This window comes from Peptoniphilus rachelemmaiella, assembly GCF_943169845.1.
GTDB classification, from domain to species: Bacteria; Bacillota; Clostridia; order Tissierellales; family Peptoniphilaceae; genus Aedoeadaptatus; species Aedoeadaptatus rachelemmaiella.
The window spans coordinates 69,250-90,671 of the sequence record NZ_CALPBW010000008.1 but is presented as its reverse complement, the minus strand read 5'-3'; the positions used below and the strand labels follow the sequence as shown (position 1 = coordinate 90,671).

The window sequence follows — 21,422 nt, the reverse complement described above, 5'->3', positions numbered from 1 at the left end:
CCACTACATAGGCAATTAAGCGCTTTGTCATCTGCTTGCCCTTGGCGGCAAAGGAGAGAGGTGCTTCAAAGCGCGCGCCGCAATCCTTGCAATCATAGCGTGTCTTCTTGACGCGAAGAAACACGTGCTTGCGCCGCATCGGTGCGTCCCGAAGGACTTGCTCCCGGTGATCGTGGACCCAGGCGTGGGATGAGCCACAGTGAGGACATACCCGATCATGAACGGGCTTACAATCAATGGTAATCAGGCGTCTTTCTTCTGAAACACCGGTGACCTCGACATCTTGGATTCCTAAAAGTAATGTGGTAATATTGTTTTGCACTTGTTTGCCCCCTTTATTAATTTGTGGTGATTTAATTTTAGGTGATTGGGAAAACAAGTGCTATCTTTTTGCATAAAAATATCCATTAAGGAGTTACTCCCCAACGGATATTATAGAGCCAAATAAAAGCTGTGATCGGCGCGAGCTGCTCACGGCTTTTTTCTTGGTTGGGTGTGACGCCCTCTTCATGCCACATAGGGTATAATACAAGTAAGGAGGGCTTATGGGCAGTGATTATATTCCCGCAAACGGGATGCGTATTTTTCAGAAGAAAGGCGTCTTTTCTTTCAGCATGGATTCCGTGCTTCTCGCCGCATACGGAAAGAGCAGGGGCCGCGTGCTGGATCTGGGCTGCGGCAGCGGCTATCTGGCTTTAATGGCTGCGAAGGATGCCGACGAGGTGGTGGCCGTGGATCGATCCAAGGAGGCCGTGGAGCTGGTGGAAAAAAGCGCCGCGGCAAACGGCGTCGAAATCAAAACAGTGGTAGGGGATTTCAGAGACTTGGATCTCGCGCCATGTGATGTGATTTTTACGAACCCGCCCTTTTACAGAGACGGCATAAAAAACGACGACCCGTCTATATCCGCGGCGAAGCATTTGGATTCGGACATGCACTGGTTTTACGAAGCTGCCCGCTTTTTAAAGCCCGGCGGAAAGATCTACGGCATCGTGGACGTGGCCCGCTTTCAGGAGGTCGTGGCGGATCTGACCGCGGCGAAGGTGGCAGTGAAGCGGATGCGGCCCGTGTATTGGAAAAAAGGCGAGGCGGCCCGCCGCATTCTTTTTGAAGGCGTCTCAGGCGGCGGCTGTTTTATGGTTCTTGAGGCGGCCCTTTATGTTTACGAGAAGGGCGCCTACAGCGAGGAGGTGGCAGGCTATTATGGCAGGTAAGGTATATTTTTGTCCCACGCCCATCGGCAATTTGGAAGATATTACATTAAGAACCCTCAGGGTGCTGAAGGAAGCGGACGTGATTTTGGCGGAGGACACTCGCCACTCCCGGCCCCTATTGAATCACTACGCCATTGCCACGGCCATGGAAAGCTACCACAAGTTTAACGAGGCGGAAAAAATCGCCGCCGTCTTGGCGCGGCTCGATGCGGGGGAAGATGTGGCGGTTATATCCGATGCGGGGATGCCCGGGGTGTCCGACCCCGGTGCCGTGCTTCTCGCGGCCCTTTTAAAAGAAGGCAGGCCCTACGAGGTTCTCCCCGGCGCCTGCGCCCACGTAAGCGCGTCGGTCATCGCCAATATAGAAGAAGGGCGCTACCTTTTTTGGGGCTTTTTGCCGCAAAAACACGGCGCCCGGGTGAAGACTCTGGAAAGTTTAAAGGACCTTCCCGTCCCCGTGATTTTCTACGAAGCGCCCCACCGCATCGAAAAATTCTGCCAAGATGTTATGGAAGCTTTGGGCAATCGGGGGCTGATTTTTGTGCGGGAGATTTCCAAGATGTACGAGGAGCGCATCGAAACCACCGCCGAAGATTTCCTCGCCAATATCGAGGACTACACGATTAAAGGGGAATTTGCCGTGGTGCTTCTGCCTAAAAAAGAGGAAGAGATCGTGGACATTCTCTCCGCCCTGAAGGAAAAAATCGACGAAGGCATGAGCCCCTCCAAGGCGGCGAAGGTGGTGGCCAAGGAGTGGAATTTGCCGAAGAATGTGGTGTATAAGGAGAGTTTGAAGCTTTGAATCAAGAAGATCTGCTGGCCTTTCGCCGGGAAATCGGCGCGCTGAACGAGGCATTAAAGACGAAGTACGATCCCCTGTTTCAAAAGTCGGGGCTGGAGTTTAAAAAAGCCCTCACCGAAGATGTGGGGACCGTGGAACAACTGATGCCCTTAAGCGAGGAGGAGCTCAGGGCGGTGGGCGCTGTGGCAGGCGTAGACGGCTCGGTGATTCGCCAGGGCGGCGCCTATCCCCACTATGTGGAATTTTATCAGGGACTGGCGCTTAGCATGGAGAAAAAGGAGCGGCGCATTCGCCGCATCTACACCCCCTTTCTCGCAGGCGACGACGCCGCGAGCGCGGAAAAGCTCCACGACCGCTACCTGGCCGAAGTGGAGCTGGAGGCCGCCACGGCCTTGGTGGAAGAGGAAGAGGTGGCGGTCCTCATGATGGACGGGGGCCTTTTGCGCTACGCCATTAACTCCCCCGCCAAGTGGGAGGCGCTCAGAGACCTGTGCCTCGCCGAGAATACCCTCCTCGTCGGCGCCATTAAAGACATAAAGACCCGAGACATCGCCCGGCGCATGGGCCGCGGCCACGATTTCTACGACCGGGAATACTTAGCCGGAAAGCTGGATGTAGGGGAGCTCTTGATTCTCGCAGAAGATGAAGACGAGGAGGAAAAGGGCAAGACCGCCGCAGGCCTCGTGGGGGCATTTTACCGCCCCACCCGCCACTGGGAGGTGGTGGGGATGGACGTGCTTTCTCAGCAAAAAGAGGCGCTGAATTTCCTCGCCCGCCTGCTCTATACCCTGACGCCGAAAAACGGCCGCGGCGTGCCCTTTTGGATCGACATCGTAGACAGGGAAGTGAAAGTCAGGCAAAAGGAAGTGCGCCTGATACTGGAAGAGGCCATGGACCGTGAGATGATGGAGCGATTTTTCGTATCGGAAAGAGATCGGAGAGTGTAATGCAAATAAAAGTAGTGGGACTGACCAATCCCAGAGAGGTCACCGTCGGCAGCAGGGACCACAATTTTCGCGTGGCGGAATTTTTAATGATCGAAGATCCCGTGCAGGGGGCGATTCTCGGGGAAGTGGTGGAAGCCGAAACCTACAACCGCTTTATTCCCATGGATGTAGGCGGCGATTTCGTCGACGACGGTGTGTTGGCCTCCTTGCGCCAATTGGGCTACGACATTCACAACGAAACCATTTACGTGGCCAAGGTGCGCTTTTTGCACGAGACCCCCTATCCGCCGCTGACGGGCTCCGACGCACGGCGGCCGGAATTTACAGAAATCAAGAGCCTTCTCGTGCCCACATCTCCCGATGAAGGCTTAGTCCTCGGCGCCATTCGCCATACGGATTACCTTTACGATGCCATGGAAGACAATCTCAAGGGCCTTTTTGCCCTTTACGAAGAGGGGGCGCAATCGCCTCAAAAAGACGTGCCCTATGTTCTGGACCTTCGGGCCATGCATCAGTACCCCCACATGGGGATCTTCGGCGGCAGCGGCAGCGGGAAATCCTTCGGCATGCGGGTGCTTTTAGAAGAGCTTATGGAGAAAAACGTCCCCGGCGTGGTACTGGATCCCCACTACGAAATGGACTTTTCAAACCCTGCGGAAGGGGGCAAGAGCTACGAGAAAAGCCACCGACGCTTTCAAATCGGCGTGGACATCGGCATCGACTTTTCGTCCTTAAACGGCGGCGATTTAAAAACCATCCTAAACGCCGTATCGGAACTTTCCGAAGCCATGAAGAGCACTGTGGATCTCTTGTTTAAAATCGACAAAGGCCTTACGGGTTTTACGACGGTGCTCGAAGATTTAATCGAGGGACACGAAGCCGGCTCCGTGGATAAAATTCGGGAAATGACCATGGTGCCCTCGCCGGATCAGAAAAAATGGCAGCGGATTCAAGGTCGCTATGAGCGCTTCGGCAAAGCCACCAACATTTCCTCTCTGCGGGGAATTTTGTGGCGGCTCAAAAGCGTGGAGCGAGACGGCCTTTTCCGCGGCGATTCGAGGCCCGTGGAAGATGCGATCTTTGAAGGCAAGCTCGCCGTGATCCAAGGCTCGGTGAAGCTTATTCAAATGTATGCCACCTACCTCATTCGCAATCTCTACAAAAAGCGCCGAGACTTTAAAGACGCCCAATTCGTGCAGCCCGCAGGCGGCGATTACTTCCCGCCCTTTTTCGTCGTCACCGACGAAAGCCACACCTTCGCCCCCAAGGGCATCCCCGCCCCGTCCAAGAGCGTGCTTCGTGAAATCGCCCAGGAAGGGCGGAAGTACGGCGTGTTTTTAATCCTCGCCACCCAGCGGCCCACCCTTTTAGACGACACCATCACCGCCCAGCTCAACTGCAAAATGATCTACCGCACCGTGCGGGCCCAGGACATCGACACCATTCAGGGCGAGACGGATATTAGCGTGGAAGAATCCCGCCGCCTGCCCTATTTGCAAACCGGCGACGTGTTCATCTCCTCCTCCCATCTGGGCCGCACCACCTTCGCTCGCATACGCATGGCGAGAACCACCTCCCCTCACACGGAAAACCCCTTCGACGAGCTGAAAAAAGTGAAGACCGCCTCCCAAGATCAGCTCCTGAAAGCGGCGGCAGATTTCTTCCCCATCTCCGCGGCGAGCAATATTCTCTCCGTCTTGCCGGAGCTGGAAAAACGGGGCTTGTCCTTTACGCGAGAAGGCCTCATCAGCGCCTTGGATCAATTGGCGGAGGAGGGAAAAATCAAGCGTAGCACAGACTTTTTAGGCAACAGCAAATACGAAGCCTTGGAATAGAAAAGAAGGATAAACGGACATCGACGGGTGTCCGTTTTTTGATGGAAAAGAAATTATAAGAATCATAGTAAATACCAAAATTATTTACTATACTAGATACATGGAATGAAGTGAACAGTAAAGGAGGTAAAAATGAGAAAGTGGAGATTGCTCGCGGTGATCTGCCTGTCTTTATTTGTCATGGCACCTCGTGTGGTGTTTGCAACGAGTCATACGGTAAGCACGGTCGATGAATTTAAACAGGCCGTCAAAGCTGCGGCAGATGGGGATACCATCGTCGTGAAGGGCTTAAAGCAGGAAAAAGACTTTAAAAATGAGAAAATCACAATTGATAAGAATCTGACCATTAAGGCAGAGTTGGAGTACAAGACTGAAAAAAGTATGGTTAGACCTATCAAAACAAATATCCAGGTGTGGGAGGTAGCGATATTAAGAAACCTTAGCTTTAATGTCGCCGAGGGAAAGACATTAGCTCTGTCTGCCGTAAGGCTTTACGGAAATGAAGGGGTGTCACCTATTCATGGACAAGGGAATCTGACAGTCACCAACCTTTCCGGAATCTTTGCCGCAAAGGGCAAGGCTGCCGTCGACCTTCCCGCCGGCACCGTAGAGGTGAAGGAAATTAAGGGGATAAAGAATGAACGCACAGATTACAAAGAGATAATAGATAAGGTCAAAGAAAGTGGTGTGACGAATTTTGGCTATCTTTATGTCAACAGAAAAAATATAGAGAATGTCAATAAAATCCTCGGCGGCGCCGGCGACGGAAACACCAAGGGCGGCGAAGCCATTATCGCCAAGAGCTTTGTGATGGACGATACGAACAACCAAGGTTTTCAGATCAAAGGCGGAAGTAGTAAGGATGGCGAAGGCGCCTTTGCCATTCTCGCCGACAATGTCAAAATAGATATTCGCCAAGCACAACGGACCGTTCCGAATCTTCTTATAAAAGGTGGCGACGGACGCTACCCGGGAGGGGCCATTCGAGGGACAAAATTAGACATCGTCGGTAGCGGAAGCCCTGATTATACTACCGGCATTCGCCCCGGTGCAGGCACTAAGCCAAATCCCGGCATTGAACCGGGAAGCGACCATTACGTCGGCGTCGTGGAGGTCAATGAAGGTGGTAAGCTGGACCTTGGTGAGGGAATCGACGACAGCAAGCAAAGCAATTTGGGGGGCTTCGATCAAAGTTTCTTTTACGGGCCCACCATTCTCGCCAAGGGAAATGCCCAGGTAAATATTTACGGCGGCACCGTGATAGGGTCCTTGGGGAACCCGGGAAAAGGCCAATACCACCTCGCGCCTCGCGCCGTCATCGAAATGGGAACGGGAAAGTTGACGATTCAATCGAAAAAGGCCGAGACTAAAGTAGATGGCGGAAATGTGACCTTCGGAAATTTAGAAGCCATGATTCTCTCTCAAGGTGACGTCTATCTTTCAGGTAATAAGGTCTCCGTAGAAGGACCGAATTTTGGGAACATACAGCCTTCAGACGGTTACGCCAAAGCCGATGGACCCGAGAGTGGTGCTGCAGGCATTAAGACATCGACTGAGGTCATTGTCACCGATGGCGCTCGCGTCAAGGGAGGAACCATTTCCAATGTACAGGTGAATGACGCGTCTAAAAAAGACCGCTACCGCACCGGCTCCGGCATCGTCGGTGCCAAGAAGGTTACCATTTCCAATGGTGCTATCGTCCAGGGGGATGGCCAATGGACCTACAAAACGGGCGCATTAGAAGAAGACTATAAATATTTCGCCACCAATCTTTCTTGTGGACACGGTGTGGAAAAAGTTGAAGAACTTATCGTCGACGGCGGCTACGTTCACGGCGGCGATACCAGTGCTACAGGCACTTACTGTGGCCCAAATATTGTCTGCTTAGTAGGTAATGGTACGGCGGGTAGCGGAATTAAAAATGTACCAAAAGTTGTAATCAAAGGCGATAGCCTTGTCACCGGCGGCTCCGGTTCCGAAAAAACCTGGAGAGGTATCAACTTTTTCGGTCGACTCGAAGCGGGTCACGGCATTGACAATAGTGGCATACAAAATGACGTCGTTAATATCTCCGACTCTGCCAAGGTTTACGGCGGCAACAGTGGAAAGAAAGGCGGCCACGGCATTGTCGGTTCGGATAAGATTGAAGTCGCTGAAAACGCCCATATTTCCGGCGGTGCTTGCCGAGAACTGGTTGACGGTGCACCTGCAGGGAGCGGCATTTACGATGGTACCGACGTTACCGTCACCGGCGGCATCGTAGAAGCGGGGAACCACGTCTTTCAAAACGACTATCCCTACATGAAAAATAGGATGCATCCTTTTACCCAGGACAAGAATTTCCCCGGCATTTCTTCTGATGCCGTAGCTATTCACGCCAAGGGCTTGGTCCTCGTCGACGGAACGGACAAACAGCCGGTATTGAAATCACATTTCTCTGATTATATTGCGTTATCAGCTCCGGCAGTGAAGCTCGAGGGAGACAACGGAACGTTTATTTTAGGAAAAGGAAAGGTGGAAGCGGCAACGCCTCTTTCGAACTTAGTGGAAGGCGGTCGTTACCACGTGGACATCTTTAAGGATAACGAAGTGAACACCTTCACGCCCGTCGATAAAGCAGACGATAGCCGTGGCCTTCGCTACAACGACAAGTCCACGCCCCTCTACCGCGTTTTCTATCAAGACGGAGATAATTATGTAGACGCCACGGTGGACGGAGCGACGCCCATCGACGTGGCGGGCTATAAGCTTTACGCCAAAGATGCGCCCATGAAGCTGAACTTCCTCTCCTACGGCAGAAAGCTGAAAGAGCAGAAGAAGAGCTTTGGCTTTATCGAAGAAAAAGATGAAAGCAAAAAAGCCATTACAGCAATGCTCGGCGACAACCTGTTGATCAAAAAACCCACGCCTCCTACGCCGGGAACTCATTACAAAGGCGGATCCATGATTATGCCTGAAGTTAAGCTGAACACCGAGGATCACTTCGCCTACCTCTTCGGCTATCCGGACAGCACCTTCCGTCCCGACAAATCCATGACGCGGGCAGAAGTGGCGGCCATGTTTGTTCGCCTCATGGAAAAGGCGCCCAATGCCTCCGCCGCGTCCTTTAATGACGTGGCCCCCGACGCTTGGTATTACGACTACATCGCCAAGGCAGAAGCGGCGGGCATATTAAAGGGCTACGAAGACGGCAGCTTCCGTCCCCAAGGCGAAATCACCCGGGCGGAATTTGCGGCCATCGCCACACGATTCGACAAGCTTAACCCGGCGCCCATCACCTTTACCGACGTAGCGAGGGATTACTGGGCTTATGACGCCATCGCTGCCGCCTTCGGCAAGGGATGGATCACAGGCTACGAAGACAACACCTTCCGTCCCGCTGAAAAGATTAAGCGCTCGGAAGTGGCGACCATGACCAATCGGGTGTTGAATCGCTACGCCGACGAAAAATGGGTTCAAGCCCACCGCCAAGTCATCGTGAACTTTACGGATATAGACGAAAGCCACTGGGCGTTCTATCCCGTTGTAGAGGCCACCAACGGCCACGACTACACGAGAAATTCCGACGGCAAAAGCGAAACATGGATTCAGCTAAATGGCGATGCGCGCCGTTAGGCTTTGGGACTTTTAAAGAAAATGCGTACCTGCGGGTGCGCATTTTTATTTGGCATGATTGCACGCAAAAAAAGCGCCCCGCGGGACGCTTTTTTCATTTTCTAAGGAGTTGTATGTGGCTCGATTAGAAACCGAGCTTCGCCATACCTTGATCTTGAACTTCCTTCAATGCTTTGTAGGAAATTTCCATTTGTTCTTTTTCTTTTTCGTTCAAGGGTACTTCGATGACTTTTTGGATGCCGCTGCGGCTCAAGACAACGGGGGTGCCCATGTAGATGTCGTGGCAGCCGTATTCGCCGTCGAGGAATGCGCCCACGGTAATAATGGAGTGGGAGTCTTCGATGATGATGCGGCAGATTTTTGCGAGGACCGTGGCGACGCCGTAGTAGGTTGCGCCTTTGGCGTCGATGATGTGGTAAGCCTTGTCGCGGACATCGGTGTAGATTTTTTCTTTTGCGCGTTCGATGTCATCGGTTCTTTCGGCGAGCCATTCGTCGATGTGGCGGCCGCCGATGGAAGCTTGGCTCCATACGGGGAAGGAGGTATCACCGTGTTCGCCCATGATGCTGGCGGAAACGTCGCGGGGATCCAAATCCAGGTAGCGGGAGATTTCGTCGCAGAAGCGCGCGGAGTCTAAGGACGTACCGGAAGAGATGACCCGTTCTTTCGGGAAGCCGGAGATTTTTAATACGGCGTAGGTCAGGATGTCTACCGGGTTGGCGGCGACGAGGAAGATGCCGTTGAAGCCGGATTCCATGATTTGTTCGACGACGTCTTTGACGATGGCCAGGTTTTTATGAACCAAGTCTAAGCGGCTTTCGCCGGGCTTTTGGGGTGCGCCTGCGGTGATGACGACGATGTCAGCATCGGAGCAGTCGCTGTATTCGGCAGCGTAAATGGTTTTTGCGGAGTTGTAGGTCAAAGCGGCGGTTAAGTCCATGGCGTCGCCTTGTGCCTTGCGGGTGTTTACGTCGATAATGCCCAGTTCGCGGCCTAAACCTTTTAAGGTCATGGCAAAGGCGAAAGAAGAGCCGACGGAACCGTCGCCGACGAGAATGACTTTTGCATTCGGGTTTTGAATCATATTGCTCATTGTGTTACCTCCAGAATCGTTATTATCTATTCAAACGATTCTTATTATAGACGGTGAAAGGCAAAAAGGGAAGTGAAAAACATAAATATTTGCTTTTCAGGCGAAAGAATAAGGTCGACAAAATAATAAATAAAAAATGGGTAATAATGTCGCAAGATAAAGGAAAAATGCAAAATACAAAAGCAGGTATTTTTAAAAAATCGCAATGTGCGGGCGGAGAAAGTGCAATCAAGGTGAAAGGAAAGCTTGGGGGTGTGAAAAAAGTTTTCTCGTAGATTGTGTATTCTTTTTGTTTTTATTTAAAAAAGTCGCATAAATTCAATGGGTCGGGGTAACATCTTAATGTATCAAATGAGGACGGGCGAAAATAATCGAGAAATTTTGTATTTTTTCGAAAAAACAAAAGACCTGATGCCTTTACAACGATAAAAGCCTGTGCTATAGTAAATCTATACACGAGAGGTGTAGATTGTTGTACCGGCTTCACTGTCGGCCGTTCATATGCATTGTAGTCTGTATCATTGATTGCAAGGAGGAAATATGTTATTTAAAACCACCGAAGCGCACGAGGCGCTTAGAAAGAAAGTTCGCGAGTTCGCGGAAACCGTTGTCGCGCCGGTCGCTTTTGAACTCGACCGCGAAAACAAATTCCCGGAAGATATCGTCGCGCAAATGGCTGATTTAGGTATTATGGGCCTTCCCACTGCCGAAGAATACGGCGGCGCAGGGGCGGATGTTATCTCTTACGCCATTGCCGTAGAAGAGTTGGCCCGCGTGGACGGCGGCGTCGGCGTTATTTTATCGGCGCACACCTCCTTGGGCACTTATCCCATCGATCACTTCGGTACGGAAGAACAAAAACAAAAATACCTGATTCCCTTGGCCAAGGGCGAAAATCTCGGCGCCTTCGGTTTGACGGAAACCAACGCCGGTTCCGACGCCGGTGAAACGGAAACCACCGCTGTTTTAGACGGGGATCACTACATTTTAAACGGACAAAAGATTTTCATCACCAATGCACCGGCGGCAGACACTTATGTCGTATTTGCCGTCACCACGCCGGACATCGGTACCCACGGCATTAGTGCTTTTATCGTAGAAAAAGATTTCGAAGGCTTCACCTTCTCCGATCACTACGACAAATTGGGCATCCGTTCCTCCACTACGGCGGAACTCCACTTCAACAATGTTCGCGTTCCGAAAGAAAACCTCTTGGGCAAAGAAGGCAAGGGCTTTAACATCGCCATGTCCACCTTGGACGGCGGCCGCATCGGCATCGCCGCACAAGCTTTAGGTATCGCACAAGGGGCTTATGAACATGCCCTGGCTTATGCAAAGGAACGGATTCAATTCGGCCAACCCTTGGCAGCCAATCAAGGCATTTCCTTTAAGCTCGCCGATATGTACACTAAGATCGACGCCGCACGCCTCTTAGTTTATCGTGCAGCGGAAATGAAGACCAACGGCGAACGCTACGGTCTGCAAGCAGCGGAAGCAAAGATGTTTGCATCCGACATGGCCCTTGAAGTCGTCAACGACGCCCTGCAAATTTACGGCGGCAGCGGCTACATGAAGGGCATGGAAGTGGAACGCGCCTACAGAGATGCAAAGATCACCACGATCTACGAAGGCACCAACGAAATTCAACGGGTCGTCATCGCAGCCAATATTATCGGCAAGGCCGCTCGCTCCACCGGCGGCAGCAAGAAGAAAGCGGGTAAAGGACCCATCACCGGCATTCGCAAGAGAGAAATCTTCGACAGCGACAATCAAGAAGAAAATGTCAAGAACCTCATCGCCGCCCTTCAAAAAGACGGCTACGACTTCAGCGTCGGCATCGATTTATTGACGCCCATCGTCGATGCGGAACGCGTCGTTTCCATGGGTAAAGGCTTTAACGGCAACAGAGATTTGGCCGAAGAATTGGCACGTGCTTTCGGCGCCGCCATCGGTTCTTCTCGTCCCGTTGCAGAAACGGACAAGGTCCTTCCCATTGAACGCTACGTCGGTATGTCCGGTCAAAAATTCCGCGGCAATCTCTACGTCGCCTGCGGTATCTCCGGTGCCGGCCAACACTTAAAGGGCATTAAAGATGCAGCCACCATCGTGGCCATTAACAATGCGCCCAATGCCATGATCTTCAAAAACTGTGACTACGGTATTGTCGGCGACATCGAAGAAGTTGCACCTCTGATTATTGAAGCATTAGGTACGGAAGGTAAGGGCGAAGCACCTGAAATGGTCAAGATGAAACGCTCCAAACCGAGAAAGACCGCACCGAAAGAAGACATCTACGTCTGCCAAGGCTGCGGCTACGAATACAATCCCGAACGGGGCGACGAAGAAAGCGAAATCGAAGAAGGAACACCTTTCGACAAATTGCCTGAAGAATACATCTGCCCGAAATGCGGCGAAGAAAAAGACAATTTCATTAAAGTCGATTTCCCTGAAGACCGTACCTTTAAATAAGCCTTAGGAGGTAAGTAATGTATACCGTAAGAAAAGTAACCGATGATTTATACTGGGTAGGTGCCAACGAACACCGCCTGCACCTGTTTGAAAATATTCACCCGATTCCCCGTGGCGTCAGCTACAACTCCTATCTGTTGATGGACGAAAAAACCGTCCTCTTCGATACGGTGGACTGGGCTGTATGCCGTGAATTCCTGAACAACATTGAACACGTCTTAGGCGGCCGGGATCTGGACTATGTCATTATCAATCACTTAGAACCGGACCACGCCGCTTCCTTAGACGAAGTGTTGATTCGCTACCCCAATGCCAAAGTCATTTCCAACAACCGCGCCTTCATGATGATGCACCAATTCGGTTTTCACGTCGACGGCAGAGAAATCGAAGTGGCTGAAGGCGACGCCATGAGCTTCGGTAAACACGAAATCACCTGGGTAGAAGCCCCCATGGTTCACTGGCCTGAAGCCATGGTCAGCTTCGATGTTACAAACGGCGTTCTCTTCTCCGCCGACGCTTTCGGTTCCTTCGGCGCATTAGACGGCAAGCTCTTTGCCGATGAAGTGAACTTCGATCGCGATTGGCTCGACGACGCCCGCCGCTACCTGACCAACATCGTTGGCAAATACGGCCCCCACGTTCAAGACCTTCTGAAAAAAGCCGGCACCATCGACATTAAGATGATCTGCCCCTTGCACGGACCGGTCTGGAGAAAAGATCTGGGCTACTTCATCGAAAAATACGACAAATGGTCTCGCTACGAACCGGAAGAAGACGGCGTGCTCTTGGTTTACGCCTCCATGTACGGCAACACGGAATACGCCGCACAATGCTTGGCCACCAAGCTTTGCGAACGGGGCATGACCAATGTCCACATGTACGACGTGTCCAAAACCCACGTCAGCTACCTGGTATCGGAAGCTTTCCGCCTGAGCCACATTGTATTGGCTTCGGTAACCTATAATCTGGAAATCTATCCCGTCATGCATCAATTCTTAAACGAAATTCGCATGCTGAATTTGCAAAACCGCACCGTGGGCATTATCGAAAACGGCACCTGGGCACCCCAAGCCGGCACCCGCATGGAAGAATTCCTGGACGACAACATGAAACTCATGGACGTCCTGGGCGGCGAAGTCACCGTGACTTCTTCCCTGAACGACTCCACGGAAAAAGAATTAGACGCTCTGGCCGATTCCATTATCGAATCCTTCGAAAAAATTAAAGAAGAAAAGGAACAAGCCAAAGCATAAATTTTAGATTAAAAGTCCGATCCTTCGGGGTCGGGCTTTTTTAGTGCACTTTTCCATGAAAAAACCACCGGATGGCGGTGGTTCTGATTACTTAATCCTTATATAGTACCCCTTCATTTTCTGCACCGGAGATCGTCCAAGTCTTGTAGCCGTCAATATTGTCGGGATTTTCATCGACTATGTACGTCTTATTGTATCGACTGTCAATCAGATAATCGTAATTATTTCCCTCTTTATCCCTATCGCAATAAATGTATAACTCAAAACCGCTGGGTCGAGCGCCGCCCCAATAGTTATCGCCGATTTTTTGCATAAATTCCACATCGACCAATGCCTTAAAATCTTCCGTGATGGAAATCAGTTTTTCTTTTTCCAAGGGACCCTCATAGACCATCTCCGCTCTCAAACCGGGTCTTTGAAAGTAGAACTTTAAATCTTTTATATGTTCATCGGAACGGCACATGGTCTCTGTAAATTGCCTGACCTCTTTCATGCGCACTCTTTTATTTGGATTACTTTCCACGAGGATCAATAAAAGGGCAGAAAGAATGACGCCGGCAAGAAAAAACTTTTTTTTCATCGAAAACCTCCGAATGTTCCATGAAAAGTTGACGGGACGCTAATTTAACGGGTGATATACATCCTTATTTTTCAATTATACTATACATTAACGAATAACGGCTTTATTGATCACGCGCTCCCGGTGCCGGGTCGGGCTTTTTTGTTGGGGAAATTTTTCCCGCCAAGGGGATTTTTGCGGCGAAGGGAGAAAAAATCGTGGTATAATAGCCGAGCTTGGAGGGTTTATGAAGAATAAGATTTACATTACCGGACACAAGAATCCGGACACGGACAGCATCTGCTCAGCCATCGCCTTGGCCGAATTAAAAAACAAAACGGGCTTTCACGCGGAAGCCATTCGCTTAGGGGAAATCAATCGGGAAACGGAATTTGTGCTGAATTATTTCGGTATGGAGGTGCCGCGGCTTAAGACATCCATTACGCCGCAAATCCGCGATTTGGAAATCGACGGCGCCTACTGCGTGAACCCGGAGCTTTCCATGGCGGGGGCCATGGAGATCATGCAGAAAAACAACATCACGTCCCTGCCTGTGGTCAACGGGGAGGAAAAAATAATCGGCATTGTGAGCCTTTCAAACATCGCCGCGTCCTATATGGAAATTTGGGACGACCGTATCATGGGCCGCTCCGACACCGGTTTGGAAAACATTAAAGATGTGTTGCGAGGCCAATGGATCCACTTGCCGGCATCGCCTCGGCCTCTCTCGGGAAAAATGGCGATTAAAGCCATAAAAAACCAAAACCTCATCGAAGAAGGGGACGTGGTCATCGTCGGCGACGACGTGGACGATCAGGAGGCGACGATTAAGAAAAATGTCTCTCTCCTGATCCTTACCATGACCACCCAATTAGACGATCGCTTGCTGAAGCTTGCCAAAGAACGAAACGTGACGGTGATCTCCACGGGCCTGTCCACCTTTATGGTGGCGCGGATTCTGCCTCAAGCCGTGCCCGTCGGCCACGTCATGACGAAGGAAAACCTGGTGGTCTTTCACAAAGACGATTTAATCGACGAGGTGCGAGAGAAAATGGCGGAATCCCGCTTCCGCTCCTATCCTGTCTTAGACGACAAGGACCGGGTCGTGGGGAGCATCTCCCGCTACCACCTGATTACGGACATTAAGAAGAAAATCATTCTCGTGGATCACAACGAGCGCAACCAATCCATCGAGGATTTGGACAGCGCGGAAATCCTGCAAATTGTGGACCATCACCGGGTCGCCAATGTGGCCACCTCATCGCCGATTTATTTCAGAAACGAACCGGTGGGCTCCACGGCCACCATTGTGTCAAAAATGTATTTCGAAAGCGGCATTATGCCCTCGAAAAATGTGGCCGGGCTTTTGTGCGCCGCCATTATTTCCGACACGCTCCTGTTCCGCTCCCCTACATCCACGGCCACGGATCGCTACATCTTGGACAAAATGAGCAAAATCGCCGCCATGGACGTGGAGGATTTCGCCGCAAAAATGTTTAAAGCCGGCACCAGTCTGGAAGGGAAGAAGCCGGAAGAGCTTTTAAACACCGATGTAAAAAACTTTACCTTCGACGGGCGCGCCGTGCGTATTTGTCAGATCTTCACCATGGATACAGACAGCATTGCCGCCGTGGAAGCATCCCTGAAAGAGGCCATGGAAGCCTACCTGGAAAAAGAACCGGTGGCGTCGTTTATTTTAATGATTACCGATATTTTCAGAGAACGCTCGGAAGTGATCGTCGTCGGGGACTTTAAAGAAGCCCTGGCCCGCCAATTCGGAAAAGACCTTCACGGAGACAAATTTACGGCAGAGGGCCTTTTGTCCCGAAAGAAGCAATTGGTGCCGAAAGTGAGCGCCGCCGTAAGCGAAAGCTAATCGACGGGAGCGACGATCCCTCGAGACATTACGCAAACAGAAGCAATAGGGCGCGGCCTTATTGCTTTTTTGTTTGTCGGAAAATGAGGAAGGCGGACGTGCAGATCAAGGCCATCGCCGTGGCTTGGGGGCGATTCGGAACACAAGGTACGCAAAAAAGCTTGCTCCATTTGAAATTGACCGAAGAGGAAGAAGAATGGAAAGGGATTTGCGATGAAAGGGTATAAAGAGGAAGACAGGCGCAGGCATCGACTATTTTGACGCGGACCCCAAAGAGGAAAAGCGCAAGGCCGTGGAGAAAAACGAATTTTCTCTAATTTTATTGTTCGGCCTATGAGAGGTTCCTTGTGATATACTAAGTTTTTACTTCGGTGCCGGGGCGACGCCCCATCCCGTCTACCTCGGGGCATCCCTTTTGGGATCATCCGTCGGCGCCGTAGCGTGTTTAAATAAAAAAGAAAATCAGCAAATAAAAAGGAGTGAAAGATGAAAGTTGCCATTTTAACCGATACCAATAGCGGCATCATGACCCCCGATGAACGTGCCGGCCTTTTCACGTTGCCCATGCCCATTGTCATCGGAGACAAAACCTATTACGAAGGAGAAAATTTAACCGAAAAGGAACTTTGCCGATTTTTGGAAAGCGGGGAAAAAGTCACGACCTCCCAACCGCCCATCGGCCTTTTAATGGATAAGCTGGACACGATTTTGGCGGAAGGATTTGATGAAGTGGTCTACATTCCCATGTCTTCCAGCTTAAGCAGCTCCTGCCACTCGGCGATCATGGTGGCAAAGGAATACGGGGGGAAAGTGCACGTGGTGGACAATCATCGCATTTCCGTGACGCAAAAAGATTCCGTCATGGATGCCCTTCGCCTGGCGAAGAAGAAAGCGAGCGGAAAGAAGATTGCCCGCATCCTGGAAGAAGACAGCATGAACTGCACTATCTACCTTTCCGTCTCCACCTTAGAACAGCTGAAAAGAGGCGGAAGAATCAGCGCCTCGGCGGCAACCATTGCCACGGTGCTGAGCATTAAGCCGGTGCTTACCTACCGTGGCGAAAAGTTTGACGCATACGACAAGGTGCGGGGGAGCATGTACCGGGCGCAACTAAAGATGATCGACGCCCTGCACAAGGATGTGGATCGCCGTTATGCCAACGTGGATCCGAAGCACATTCGCATCGGCGTGGCGGGCTTCGGCATCGACGAGGAGGAAAAAGAACGGTGGCTGGAACTTGCGACCAATGCCTTTCCTTTGGCCAATGTGCGCTACGATTCCCTGCCCGCCAGCGTCGGCGCCCATACAGGCGTAGGGGCCTACGGTATCGGCATTACCGTGGGAGATGAAGCGTAATTTAGGGTGAAAAAGAATGTGGACTGAGATCAAAACAATTACTGCCTTTTCATAAAAAAGATGTTATAATTTACTCCAACGACAAAAGCGAACAGTATATATATAAGAAAGAAGGTAGTAAAATGTTGCTGCACATGGGCTTGGACGTGGGCTCCACCACGGTAAAACTTGTGGCACTCAACGATAAGAAGGAGATCTTGTACTCCACTTATCGACGACATTTTTCCGATATGAAAAAAACCGTCACCGAAATTTTGACGACGGTCTACCATCAGTTTAAAAAAGACGAGACCACCATTAGCGTCACCGGTTCCGGCGGCATTGCCGTGGCGGAATTTTTAGAGGTACCTTTTGTTCAGGAAGTGGTGGCAGGCACCGCCGCCATCGAGGCCTATTTGCCCGATACGGACGTGGCCATCGAGCTGGGCGGGGAGGATTCGAAAATCACCTACCTGCGCGGCAGTTTGGAACAGCGCATGAACAGCATTTGCGCCGGCGGCACCGGGGCCTTTATCGATCAAATGGCCTCGCTCTTGAAGACCGATGCCTCGGGCCTCAATGAACTGGCCAAGGAACACACGAAAATCTATCCCATCGCATCCCGCTGCGGTGTCTTTGCGAAAACCGACGTGCAGGCCCTGTTAAATCAAGGGGCCACGAAAGCGGACATCGCCGTGTCGGTGTTTCAATCCGTGGTCAATCAGACCATTTCCAATTTGGCCTGCGGACGCCCCATTCGGGGGAAGGTCGCCTTTTTAGGCGGCCCTCTTACGTTCCTGGATGAATTGAAAAAGCGCTTCATCGAAACCTTGGGCCTCACAGACGACGAGATTTTGGCGCCGGAAAACGGCCAGATCTTCGTGGCCTTAGGCGCCGCCTTAAAGAGCGTGGATCACGAGCCCGTTAAGGTGGAAGACCTATACCGTCGGCTGGAGAAGAAAGAAGAAGTGCATGTAGAGGCCGACGACCTTCTGGCGCCCCTTTTTAAAGACGAGGCGGAACTTGAAGCCTTTCGCGCCCGCCACGCCGGCTGCGATTTGCCCAGGCGGGATCTTGAAACCTACGCCGGTCCCCTTTACGTGGGAATCGACGCCGGAAGCACCACGACGAAAATGGTGGCCCTTTCCGATAAAGGCGAGGTCTTGTACGAAGCTTACGGCCCTAACAACGGCTCGCCTCTGGACAGGGTGAAGGCCTACCTCATGGATCTTTACGATGCCATGGGAGCCGATGCCTACGTGGCGTCATCGGGGGTAACGGGCTACGGCGAAGACTTTATTAAAGCGGCTCTCAAGGTGGACCGGGGGGAAGTGGAAACCATCGCCCACTTCCGCGCCGCCCGCTACTTCGAGCCCAATGTAGACTTTATTTTGGACATCGGCGGCCAAGACATGAAGGCCATGAAGGTGAAGGGCGATGTCATCGAATCCATTCTTCTTAATGAAGCCTGTTCTTCGGGCTGTGGCTCCTTCCTTCAAACCTTCGCCGGCGGCGTGGACTTGAGCGTACAGGATTTTGCCGCCGTGGCCCTCGAAAGCGCTGCGCCGGTGGATCTGGGCAGCCGCTGCACCGTGTTTATGAATTCCAAGGTGAAGCAGGCTCAAAAAGAAGGGGCGAGTGTGGCGGATATTTCCGCGGGCCTCGCCTATTCCGTCATTCGAAACGCCATTCAAAAAGTCATAAAAATTCGCGACCCGAAAAAATTAGGCGAGCACATCGTGGTACAAGGGGGCACCTTCTACAGCGACGCCGTGCTCCGGGCCTTCGAAAAGATTACGGGCAGAGACGTGGTGCGGCCGAAAATGAGCGGCACCATGGGCGCCATCGGCATGGCCCTTATCGCCAAGGAAGAAGGGGGCGATGCGAGCACCCTTCTTTCCCGCGAGGCACTGGACGAATTTACCTACACCACAAAACACGCCCGCTGCGGCCAATGCGCCAACAACTGCGCCCTTTCCGTGAATATCTTTAAAGACGGCAGCCGCTACATTACCGGCAATCGCTGCGAGCGAGGCGCGGGCATTGTGCGTGGCGAAGACGAAGCCCTGCCCAATCTCTACGCCTATAAACTAAAGCGCATCTTCGATTACGAAAGCCTTCCCGAAGGTGCGCCCACCGTGGGCATTCCCCGGGTGTTGAATATGTACGAAAACTACCCCTTCTGGCACACCTTCTTTACGAAGCTGGGCTACCGCGTCGTCCTCTCCGATAGGTCTTCCCGCGCCCTCTACGAAAAAGGACTGGAGTCGATCACCTCGGAGACGGCCTGTTATCCGGCGAAGATCACCCACGGCCACATCGAAAACCTGGTGGAAAAAGGCGTGGACACGATCTTCTACCCGGCCATCTTCTACGAAGAAAAGAAAATGGCCCATGCGGACAACACCTTAAACTGCCCGGTGGTGGCGGGCTACAGCGAAGTCATTAAAAACAATGTGGAGAGCATAGAAAAAAGCGGCATTCGCTACCTGAATCCCTTCCTCTCCTTCGACAATCGGGAGAAACTTGCCCAGCGGCTTTCGGAAGTCTTTCCCGAGCAGGACAAAAAGGCGGTGAAAGAAGCCGTGGCCGCCGCCTACGACGAACAGGCCCGCTATCGCGACGACGTGCGGGCGGCAGGCAAGCGCGCCATGGATTTTCTCGAGGAAACGGACACCGTGGGCATCGTCCTCGCCGGGCGCCCCTACCACGTGGATCCCGAGATCAATCACGGCATGGCGGAGATGATTACGGGCCTGGGCCTTGCCGTCTTGTCGGAAGATGCCATCGTCGATGAAGAAAATATCGACGGCACGCTTCGGGTGCTGGATCAGTGGAACTACCACTCCCGTCTGTACCGGGCGGCGAAAATTGTGGGAGAAAGCGAGCATCTGGAAATGGTGCAGCTCAATTCCTTCGGCTGCGGCCTGGATGCCGTCACCACGGATCAGGTCAACGAAATCCTGGAGGCCTACCACAAGATCTACACCGTCTTAAAAATCGACGAGGTCAACAATTTAGGGGCGGCGAAAATCCGCCTGCGCTCCTTGATTCAAGCCGTCGAAAACCGCACCTTGGACAAAGAAGCGGAGTCCATGTACAAAGATCCCGTCCTCTTTACGGAAGCCATGCGCAAGACCCACACCATCCTCATTCCCCAAATGGCGCCGATCCACTTCAGTCTTCTGGCGCCCATGATGAAGAGCGAGGGCTTCAATGTGGAGGTGTTGCCGGATCTTTCCAATCACGTGGTGGATGAAGGGCTTAAGTATGTCAACAACGACGCCTGCTACCCTTCCATCTTTGTCGTGGGCCAATTTATGGAAGCGGTGAAAAGCGGCCGCTACGATACCGACAACTTGACCCTGCTTATGAGCCAAACCGGCGGCGCCTGTCGGGCGAGCAACTACGTGGGCTTTATTCGTAAGGCCTTAAAAGATGCGGGCTACGGCCACATTCCCGTCTTAGGTGCATCCCTTCAGGGCATCGAGCGACACCCGGGATTCAATCTCACCAAAGCGCAAATGGTGCGCCTCGGCAAAAAAGCTGTGCAAAATATGCTCTACGGCGATTTAATTATGCGCCTCGCGAACGCCACCCGGCCCTACGAAGTGGTGGCAGGCACGTCAGCGGCCTTGACGGCGAAGTGGCTCGACAAGCTAAACGAGGGAGCTCGCCGCTACGCCCGAAAAGAATTCAGGGAAAATGTCCGCCACATGATCGCCGACTTCACTGCCGTGGAAACGCGGGATGAAGTGCGGCCCAAGGTGGGCATCGTCGGGGAAATCCTCGTGAAGTATTTGCCCGAGGCCAACAACCACGTCCAACGCCAACTGGAAGAAGAAGGGGCGGAAGTGGTGGTGCCGGATCTCACCGACTTTATGATCTATTCCTTTAAAAACGCCGGCATTAAGGAACAACGCTACGGCACGTCGAAAAAAGGCAGATTCCTCGCGGAACTCATGATCCGCTACGTGGAAAGCTATCGCCGCATCATTCGAGACGCCCTGGCGGATTCCCCCTTCGACGGGCCCGAAACCGTGGAAACCCTCATGGCCTATGCGGAAGAATTTGTGGATCTGGGGAATCAATACGGCGAAGGCTGGCTGCTGACGGCGGAAATGGTGGAACTCATTCGCTCCGGCGCCGGCAACATCGTCTGCGTGCAGCCCTTCGGCTGTTTGCCCAATCACATTACGGGCAAAGGCGTGATAAAATCCGTGCGGGAAGCCTACCCCACGGCCAACATCATCCCCATCGACTACGACGCCTCCGCCTCGGCGGTAAACCAAACCAACCGCATCAAGCTCATGATGGCCCAAGCGGAGAAAAATAAATTCGAAAACGACGCCCTGGCGAAGAAACACAAAGAAAGCGCCGCGGGACGATAAAACAAGAAAAAGCGGATTTCCATGGAGGGAGAG

Annotated in this window: 15 protein-coding genes; 12 read left to right on the top strand and 3 right to left on the bottom strand. The window is 52.2% G+C overall.

Annotated features, from left to right (window positions below):
* On the bottom strand, positions 1-322 hold a 322-nt coding region (locus KO087_RS04930), incomplete at its 3' end, for a transposase family protein (protein ID WP_215507272.1).
* 223 nt (positions 323-545) lie between these two features.
* On the opposite strand from KO087_RS04930, the gene KO087_RS04925 reads away from it, so the two are divergent.
* From KO087_RS04925 to KO087_RS04905, 5 genes are all read left to right on the top strand, one after another.
* Entirely contained in the window at positions 546-1,214 is a 669-nt protein-coding gene (locus KO087_RS04925; protein WP_215508188.1) for a tRNA1(Val) (adenine(37)-N6)-methyltransferase, read from the top strand.
* Positions 1,204-2,016 carry a 16S rRNA (cytidine(1402)-2'-O)-methyltransferase gene (rsmI, locus tag KO087_RS04920; protein ID WP_215508187.1) on the top strand — a complete coding sequence of 271 codons (813 nt, stop codon included), beginning with the start codon at positions 1,204-1,206 and terminating at the stop codon, positions 2,014-2,016. Before KO087_RS04925 ends, rsmI begins: the two co-directional genes overlap by 11 nt.
* On the top strand, positions 2,013-2,963 hold the full coding sequence (locus KO087_RS04915) for a DNA double-strand break repair nuclease NurA (protein WP_215508186.1): 951 nt from the start codon (positions 2,013-2,015) through the stop codon (positions 2,961-2,963). Before rsmI ends, KO087_RS04915 begins: the two co-directional genes overlap by 4 nt.
* A complete protein-coding gene (locus KO087_RS04910) occupies positions 2,963-4,798 on the top strand; it encodes an ATP-binding protein (RefSeq protein WP_251374916.1) in 1,836 nt (611 codons plus the stop codon). Before KO087_RS04915 ends, KO087_RS04910 begins: the two co-directional genes overlap by 1 nt.
* 132 nt (positions 4,799-4,930) lie before the next feature.
* Positions 4,931-8,413, top strand: a complete 3,483-nt coding sequence (locus tag KO087_RS04905) for an S-layer homology domain-containing protein (RefSeq protein WP_215508185.1) — start codon at positions 4,931-4,933, stop codon at positions 8,411-8,413.
* Positions 8,414-8,537: 124 nt separating this feature from the next.
* On the opposite strand, the gene KO087_RS04900 is transcribed toward KO087_RS04905, so the two are convergent.
* A complete protein-coding gene (locus KO087_RS04900) occupies positions 8,538-9,497 on the bottom strand; it encodes an L-lactate dehydrogenase (RefSeq protein WP_215508191.1) in 960 nt (319 codons plus the stop codon).
* A 62-nt stretch (positions 9,498-9,559) separates the two neighbouring features.
* Between KO087_RS04900 and KO087_RS04895 the strand changes: the two genes are divergently transcribed.
* From KO087_RS04895 to KO087_RS04885, 3 genes are all read left to right on the top strand, one after another.
* Positions 9,560-9,781: a hypothetical protein gene (locus KO087_RS04895; protein ID WP_215508184.1), complete on the top strand. Its 222-nt coding sequence runs from the start codon at positions 9,560-9,562 to the stop codon at positions 9,779-9,781.
* 265 nt (positions 9,782-10,046) lie between these two features.
* Positions 10,047-11,975, top strand: coding sequence for an acyl-CoA dehydrogenase family protein (locus KO087_RS04890; RefSeq protein WP_215508183.1), 1,929 nt, complete (start codon positions 10,047-10,049; stop codon positions 11,973-11,975).
* 17 nt (positions 11,976-11,992) lie between these two features.
* A complete protein-coding gene (locus KO087_RS04885) occupies positions 11,993-13,228 on the top strand; it encodes an FprA family A-type flavoprotein (RefSeq protein ID WP_215508182.1) in 1,236 nt (411 codons plus the stop codon).
* A gap of 91 nt (positions 13,229-13,319) precedes the next feature.
* Here the strand turns inward: KO087_RS04885 and KO087_RS04880 are convergent, their stop codons facing one another.
* A complete protein-coding gene (locus tag KO087_RS04880; RefSeq protein ID WP_215508181.1) occupies positions 13,320-13,808 on the bottom strand; it encodes a hypothetical protein in 489 nt (162 codons plus the stop codon).
* A 226-nt stretch (positions 13,809-14,034) separates the two neighbouring features.
* On the opposite strand from KO087_RS04880, the gene KO087_RS04875 reads away from it, so the two are divergent.
* The 4 genes from KO087_RS04875 (at position 14,035) to KO087_RS04860 (ending at position 21,389) form a co-directional block, all read left to right on the top strand.
* On the top strand, positions 14,035-15,663 hold the full coding sequence (locus KO087_RS04875; RefSeq protein WP_215508180.1) for a putative manganese-dependent inorganic diphosphatase: 1,629 nt from the start codon (positions 14,035-14,037) through the stop codon (positions 15,661-15,663).
* Between the two features lie 83 nt (positions 15,664-15,746).
* Positions 15,747-15,890 (top strand): hypothetical protein, encoded by a 144-nt coding sequence (locus KO087_RS04870; RefSeq protein ID WP_215508179.1) that lies wholly within the window; start codon positions 15,747-15,749, stop codon positions 15,888-15,890.
* A 259-nt stretch (positions 15,891-16,149) separates the two neighbouring features.
* On the top strand, positions 16,150-17,019 hold the full coding sequence (locus KO087_RS04865) for a DegV family protein (protein WP_215508178.1): 870 nt from the start codon (positions 16,150-16,152) through the stop codon (positions 17,017-17,019).
* Positions 17,020-17,141: 122 nt separating this feature from the next.
* A complete protein-coding gene (locus KO087_RS04860; protein WP_215508177.1) occupies positions 17,142-21,389 on the top strand; it encodes a 2-hydroxyacyl-CoA dehydratase in 4,248 nt (1,415 codons plus the stop codon).
* Positions 21,390-21,422: the final 33 nt, after the last annotated feature.